This window comes from Lentzea sp. NPDC004782 (assembly GCF_040609115.1).
Taxonomy (GTDB): Bacteria; Actinomycetota; Actinomycetes; order Mycobacteriales; family Pseudonocardiaceae; genus Lentzea.
In genome coordinates, this window is sequence record NZ_JBEXJN010000063.1 from 47,084 (window position 1) to 53,777 (window position 6,694).

At 69.4% G+C, this 6,694-nt stretch carries 7 protein-coding genes; 6 read left to right on the plus strand and 1 reads right to left on the minus strand.

All coding sequences use genetic code 11. The features are described 5' to 3' along the window. Positions 1-71: 71 nt before the first annotated feature. Genes ABZV40_RS38715 through ABZV40_RS38725 form a run of 3 tightly spaced genes read left to right on the plus strand, consistent with a single transcriptional unit; the run spans position 72 to position 2,547 of the window. Complete coding sequence (locus ABZV40_RS38715; RefSeq protein WP_355453718.1) at positions 72-530, plus strand: nuclear transport factor 2 family protein; 459 nt, start codon at positions 72-74, stop codon at positions 528-530. Next, positions 527-1,618, plus strand: coding sequence for an acyl-CoA dehydrogenase family protein (locus tag ABZV40_RS38720; protein WP_355453721.1), 1,092 nt, complete (start codon positions 527-529; stop codon positions 1,616-1,618). The genes ABZV40_RS38715 and ABZV40_RS38720 overlap by 4 nt, the downstream gene beginning before the upstream one ends. After that, positions 1,615-2,547, plus strand: a complete 933-nt coding sequence (locus tag ABZV40_RS38725; protein ID WP_355453724.1) for a Gfo/Idh/MocA family oxidoreductase — start codon at positions 1,615-1,617, stop codon at positions 2,545-2,547. The genes ABZV40_RS38720 and ABZV40_RS38725 overlap by 4 nt, the downstream gene beginning before the upstream one ends. Before the next feature lie 255 nt (positions 2,548-2,802). On the opposite strand, the gene ABZV40_RS38730 is transcribed toward ABZV40_RS38725, so the two are convergent. Beyond that, positions 2,803-4,221: an alpha/beta fold hydrolase gene (locus ABZV40_RS38730; RefSeq protein WP_355453727.1), complete on the minus strand. Its 1,419-nt coding sequence runs from the start codon at positions 4,219-4,221 to the stop codon at positions 2,803-2,805. Positions 4,222-4,377: 156 nt separating this feature from the next. Between ABZV40_RS38730 and ABZV40_RS38735 the strand changes: the two genes are divergently transcribed. Genes ABZV40_RS38735 through ABZV40_RS38745 form a run of 3 tightly spaced genes read left to right on the plus strand, consistent with a single transcriptional unit; the run spans position 4,378 to position 6,657 of the window. Then, positions 4,378-4,701 carry a 2Fe-2S iron-sulfur cluster-binding protein gene (locus tag ABZV40_RS38735; protein ID WP_355453730.1) on the plus strand — a complete coding sequence of 108 codons (324 nt, stop codon included), beginning with the start codon at positions 4,378-4,380 and terminating at the stop codon, positions 4,699-4,701. 13 nt (positions 4,702-4,714) lie between these two features. Continuing rightward, on the plus strand, positions 4,715-5,491 hold the full coding sequence (locus ABZV40_RS38740; protein ID WP_355453733.1) for an SDR family NAD(P)-dependent oxidoreductase: 777 nt from the start codon (positions 4,715-4,717) through the stop codon (positions 5,489-5,491). After that, positions 5,491-6,657, plus strand: a complete 1,167-nt coding sequence (locus ABZV40_RS38745; RefSeq protein WP_355453735.1) for an FAD-dependent oxidoreductase — start codon at positions 5,491-5,493, stop codon at positions 6,655-6,657. The genes ABZV40_RS38740 and ABZV40_RS38745 overlap by 1 nt, the downstream gene beginning before the upstream one ends. The last annotated feature ends 37 nt before the right edge of the window (positions 6,658-6,694 follow it).

The following is a 6,694-nucleotide window of genomic DNA, read 5'->3' on the forward strand; positions in this document are numbered from 1 at the left end:
ACGCCCTCCACCGGTCTTCCACCACTGGTGTGGATCGTGAATGGCACAGGTCACAGGAGGAGGGAGTCGTAGTGTCCCCAGTCAGCGTGAACACCTACATCGAGGTGAAGACGTTCTACGCGCTGCAGATGCGGCTGCTCGATGCGCTCGACATCGAGGGGTACGCGGCCACCTTCACCGAGGACGGCGTCACCGACCACGCCCACCGCGGCGAGAAGGTCGAGGGCCGGGCCGCGCTCATCGCCGGTGCCAAGGCCGCGCTGCCGCGGTACGCCGGCGCCGCCGTGCGGCACTGGAACGACCACTACGTCATCGAAGAGGTCGACGAGAACACGCTCAACGTCTCGTACTGCTCACTGGTCACCAGGACCGACAAGGCGGGCAACGTCACGTTCGAGCCGACGTTCTTCATCGAGGACGTGCTCGTGCGCGTCGGCGGCGAGCTGCAGGCCAAGTCCCGCACGATCCACCGCGACGAGCCCTCGCCCGTCGCCATCGCCGCCGCGGCGGCAAGGGAAGGAGCCGCATGAGCGACACCGGTCTCGTCCCGGTCGCGGAGAAGGTGAGCGCGCTCGCCGCCGAGCACGCCCAGGAAGCCGACCGGACGCGCAAGCTCGCGGCGGAGGTCGTGGCGGCCGTGCGGGAGGCCGGGTTCGCGCGGCACTTCGTCGCGAAGTCCTACGGTGGCAGCGAAGGCGGGTTCGGTGAGCTCACGCGGGCCGTCATCGCGGTCGGTGAGGGCTGTGCCTCGACGGCGTGGTGCGCCTCGCTCTCCGCGCTTTCCGCCCGGTACGCCACGCACCTGCCGCGGCTGGGCCACGACGAGTTGTGGGGCAACAGCCCCGACACGTTCGTCGTCACCGCGCAGCCGCCACTCGGCAAGGCCACGACGACGCGGGGCGGCCACCGGCTGAGCGGCCGCTGGGCCTACGTCAGCGGCGTCGACTTCGCCGACTGGGCACTGGTCTGCGGCATGGTCGCGACCGGCGGCGAACCCGAGGCGCGGTTCTTCGCCCTGCCGCGCAAGGACTTCAGCGTCGTCGAGAGCTGGGACAACGCCGGTATGCGCGCCACCAGCAGCCACACCGTGATCGTCGACGACGTCTTCGTGCCGGAGCACCTGTCGTTCCTGCGCGCGGACTTCATCTCCGGTACCAACGCCACGAGCGACCTGCCGGCGCACAACGCGCCGTTCCAGGCAGTCGGCGGCCTCACGTTCGTCGCTCCCGCGGTCGGCGCCGCGTACGGAGCGTTGCACGCGGCCGCGGACGCCATGAGGGGCAAGAAGGTCAACACCACCCAGGGCGTCGGCCTGTGCCGGGCCTCCGCGCAGATCGACTCCGCGCGGTTCCTGGTGGAGCAGAACGCGCAGGTGCTCGACGAGCGCACCTTCAGCCCGAGGCTGATGGCTCGCTGCGAGCGCAACGCCGCCTTCACCGCGGACAGCCTCGTCGACGCGGTGGGCACCCTCGTCAGGGCGGCGGGCACGAGCGGGTTCAGCGAGAACTCGCCGTTGCAGCGGTTCTGGCGCGACATCGTCAGCGCGTCGAGCCACGTCGCGTTGCGGTACGAAACGGCGGTAGCGCGGACATGGCCAGCGGCGTTGATCGGCGAGTGAGGCTCGGCGTCATCGGGTGTGCCGACATCGCGAGGCGCAGGATGCTGCCCGCGTTCGCCGCACTGTCCGATGTGGACATCGTCGCGGTAGCGAGCCGGGACGGTGAGAAGGCGGGCAAGGTCGCCGCCGACTACGGCTGCGAGGCGGTCACCGGGTACGAGAAGCTGCTGGACATGGATCTCGACGCGGTGTACGTGCCCTTGCCGGCAGCGCATCACGCCGTGTGGATCGAACGCGCGTTGCGCGCCGGAAAGCACGTGCTGGCCGAGAAACCGGTCACGCCGTCGATGGAGGAGACCGCGGACCTCGTGGCTCAGGCCAGGGAGTGCGGGCTGGTGCTGCGCGAGAACTTCCTGTTCCCGTTCCACTCCCAGCACCACGAGGTGCGCGGGCTCATCCGTGCGGGCGCGGTCGGCGAGGTGCGGGCGTTCGAGGCCGCGTTCACGATCCCGCCGCGGCCGCCGGGAGACATCAGGTACCGCAAGGACCTGGCCGGCGGAGCGCTGCTCGACGTCGGGGTGTACCCGCTCAAGGCCGCGATGCTGATGCTCGGCCCCGGCCTGCGGGTGCTCGGCGCGAGCCTGAAGATCGACAGCACCTGCGGTGTCGACGTCTCGGGGTCGGTGCTGCTGAGAGCACCCGGTGGCGTCACGGCCCAGCTCACGTTCGGAATGGAGCACACCTACCGGGCGAACTACGCGGTGTGGGGCAGCGAAAGCCACATCACCGTCGACCGCGCCTACGCTCCGCCCGCGGACCTCGCACCGATCGTGCGGCTCGGCGCTGAGCAGCTCTCGCTCGAACCCGACGACCAGTACGCCAACGCGGCCCGCAGTTTCGTGTCCGCCGTCAGGACCGGCGGCCCCACCTCCTGCGAGTCGATAGAGCTGGCTGAGCTCGTGGACGCGGTGAGAGAAGCAGCCAGGTGAACGAGGAAGGGGCCCGGAGATCCGGGCCCCTTCCTCGTTCTCAGGTGCAATGCCAGGAACTTGAGCGGCGACGCGTTGCGCCGTGCACCGTGCGATCAGGCCTCGCCAGGCGCGTGGCGACGTGGATGAAGGCGCCCTTCATCCACACCAGGTGGAGCAAGGAGCCCTTCATCCACCGTCACGGCCACCTCGGGCGCGACAACCAACCGCCAGGACACAACACGCCCCAGCCCCCTGAGTTCCTGGCATTGGTTCTCAGGTGTCCGCCGGGATGTCCGGCCGCGGCGTCGAACCCGGCACGCCGACGCGCTTGTCCGGCAGCACACCGTCGACCAGGTAGGCGTTGACGATGTCGTCGAGCACGGTGTTGCCGGCGAAGGCGTACACCTCGTGGTCGCCGGAGTCCTCGATGACGACCAGGTGGTGGCCGAGACGTTCGGCCATCGCGACACCGCCCTCGTAGCGGTCGAACTGGTCCCCGTCCGCCTGCACGACCAGCCCCACCGGGTAGCCGACCCGCTTGACGTACGTGGGCTCCTCGCGGTTGGAGAACGTGCGGAACGCGCCGACCCACGGCTGTGCGCGCAGCACACCGAAGCCGTACGGGTAGTGCTCGCGGTGCTCGCGCATGTCGGCGAAGTAGACGTCGAGGTCGGCCGGCCACTCCGTCTCCATCGTGATGGCCTCCAGCACGCCGATGCGCAGCTCACCGGTCGTGTCCTGCGGCCGCCACGTGCCGTTGCCCGCGATCAGCTTCTGGGCGGTGGCGACGTCCTCGGCCTTGCGCAGGTCCCCGACCAGGTAGCCCAGCGAGTCCCACTGCCCGCGGTCGGTGGCACGCGTGCCGACCGCGCCGTCGAACAACGTGCGCAGGTGGACGGCACCCATCTCCTCCAACGAGGAGACGACCTCCTCGACGGTCTCCAGCACCGCGGCCGCGGAGGTGCCCAGTCCGAAGTGGACGTTGCGCTCGGCGGTCCACTGGGCCCACTTCTGCACGTTGCGGTACACGGCCTCGGCCTGCGTGACGAACTGCTCGCGCCAGGTCCAGTTCGGGTTCACGCACGAGTCGAGCACGCTGCGGTCGAGGCGTGCGGGGAACATCGACCCGTAGACTGCGCCGACGAGCGTGCCGTAGGCGTACCCGACGAAGCTGATCTTGTCCTCGCCCAGCACACCGCGGATGACGTCCATGTCCCGGACGATGTTGCGGGTGGTGATGTGCGGACGCAGGTCGCCGCCCGCCCGTGCGCACGCCAGCTCCCGCTCGCGCATGTCGAGGGCGATCTGCTCGAACAGCGAGTCCGGCGGCCGCGAGTCGAACGGCGCCACGGGCACCACGACCTCGCTGTAGAGCCTGGTGGACTCGCCGGTGCCCCGCGGGTCGAAGCCGATCAGGTCGTACGCCTCGCGCACCGCGTCCGGGAACTGCAGCGGCAGCTTGAGACCTTCACCGTTGTCGCCGCCGGGACCGCCGTTGACCGAGAGCAGCACACCGCGGCGCTTGGCGGGATTCGTCGCGCGGAGACGGGAAAGGGCGATGGTGAGCTGAGCACCACCGGGCTCGCTGTAGTCGCGGGGCACCGAGATGGTGGCGCGCTCGAGGCCGTCTTCCGCCGACGGCGCGGACCATTGCGGTCGCTGTTCGTAGAACTCCTGCAGTGCGTCGGGCACGGTAAGACCTCCGCGTCGGTTGCGTCGGCTTGTGAGGGTCGCAAAAGGCCCTAGAGGAGGTCTCGAACGCGTTCCAGGGGAGTTCCAGGCGATCCCCAGTCCGCACGGGCACCTTCGTGCATGTCCGGCGAGCCGAGTGCGTGGGGAGATACCGCGATGGCCAAGATCACCTATGTCCACCCGGACGGGACGTCGTCGGTCGTCGACGTCGAGCCGGGCAACTCGATCATGCGCGGCGCCAAGCTCGCCGGCGTCGAGGGCATCCTGGCGCAGTGCGGCGGCGGCGCGACGTGCGGAACCTGCCACATCTACGTCGACAGGGACAACACCAAACCGTTGCCCGCGATGCACGACCTGGAGGACGGCCTGCTCTGCGTCACCGCGAGCCCCCGTCAGGACAACAGCAGGCTGAGCTGCCAGATCCCGGTCACCGAGGAGATGGACGGGCTCGTCGTCCACCTTCCCGAGAAGCAACTCTGAGGAGCGTTGAACCATGACTCGACGGGTCGCCTTCGTCACGGGCGCAACCAGCGGAATCGGCCTCTCCGTCGCGGAGTCGCTCGGCGCGGCGGGCCATGCGGTGTTCGTGGTCGCGCGCGACGCGGAGAACGTCGCCTCCACGGTCAAGCAGCTTCGTGAGGACGGGTACGAGGCCGACGGCACCACCTGTGACGTCAAGTCCACTGAGGACATCCGCAAGGCCGTCACCAAGGCCGTGGAGACGTTCGGCCGCATCGAGATCCTCGTCAACAACGCCGGCCGCGGCGGTGGCGGCGAGATCGCCACGCTGGACGAGGACATCTGGACCGACGTCATCGACACCAACCTGCACAGCGTCTTCCGCGTCACCAAGGAAGTCCTGTCCACCGGCAGGATGAACCAGGGCGACTGGGGCCGCATCATCAACATCGCGTCCACCGGCGGCAAGCAGGGCGTCATCTACGCCTCCCCGTACAGCGCGTCGAAGCACGGCGTCGTCGGCTTCACCAAGGCCGTCGGGCTGGAACTGGCGAAGACCGGCATCACGGTCAACGCCGTCTGCCCCGGCTACGTCGAGACGCCGATGGCGGGCAAGGTGCGCCAGGGTTACGCCAACCACTGGGGCATCACCGAGGACGAGGTCCTGGAGAGGTTCAACGCGAAGATCCCGCTCGGCCGCTACTCCACGCCGGAGGAGGTCGCCGGCCTGGTCACCTACCTGACCGCGGAGACCGCGAACTCCATCACCGCGCAGGCGCTCAACGTCTGCGGTGGCCTGGGGAACTACTGATGACCGACGCTTCCGTCGTCATCGTCGGTGCCGGTCAGGCGGGCTGCCAGGCCGCGGTGTCCCTGCGAGAACTGGGACACCGCGGCACCATCACGCTGATCGGCGACGAGGGCGTGCTGCCCTACCAGCGCCCGCCGCTCACCAAGGCCTACCTGCAGGGGGACATCGGCGTCGGCGACCTGGTGTTCCGCCCGGAGACCTACTACGCCGAGCACGGCATCGACCTCGTGCTCGACGATCCCGCGATCTCCGTGGACCGCGCGGCCCGATGCGCCGTGCTGCGCTCGGGCCGTGCCGTCGGTTACGAGAACCTCGTGCTGGCAACGGGTTCACGGCCGCGGCCGATTCCCGGGGCGCACACCATCCGCACGATCGGGGACGCCGACTTCGCCCGTCCCAAGGGTCGTGTGGTTGCGATCGGTGCCGGGTTCATCGGGCTCGAACACGCTGCCGTGGCAAGCGAAGCCGGTTGTGACGTCACCGTGGTCGAGGCACAACCCCGTGCGTTGTCACGGGTTCTTTCCGAGCACACGGCCGAGCACGTCGTACAGGTGCATCGGCGGCGAGGCGTGAAGTTCCTCTTCAACGCCACCGTGTCCGAAGTGCGGCCCGGTGAGGTCGTGCTCGCGGACGGCACGGTGCTGCCCGCCGATCTCGTCGTCGCGGGCATCGGGGTGGTGCCGAACGTGGAACTGGCGCGGGAGGCCGGGCTCACGGTCGACGACGGCATCGTGGTCGACGCGCGGCTGCGCACGTCCGATCCGGCGATCTTCGCGATCGGCGACTGCGCCCGCTTCCCGCACGGCACGCGGCAGGTCCGGCTGGAGTCCGTGCAGAACGCCGTGGACCAGGCGAGCTGCGTCGCCGCGGTGATCGGGGGATCGGCGGAGCCCTACGTCCAGGTGCCGTGGTTCTGGAGCGACCAGTACGCGATGAAGGTGCAGATCGCCGGCCTCACCGACGGCCACGACAACGTGGTGGTCACCGGGGATCCGACGACCGGCGCGTTCTCCGTGTTCTGCTTCGCCGGTGACAAGCTGCTCGGCGTCGAGTCCGTCAACAAGCCCGTCGACCACGTCCTGGCCCGGCGCCTGCTCGCGGCGAACTGCCCGATCCGGCCCGAGGTGGTCGCCGTCCCCGGCTTCGACCTGCGCACTGCGGCCTAGTTCTTGATGAACGGCGCTTTTGTCCACCTCGTGGACA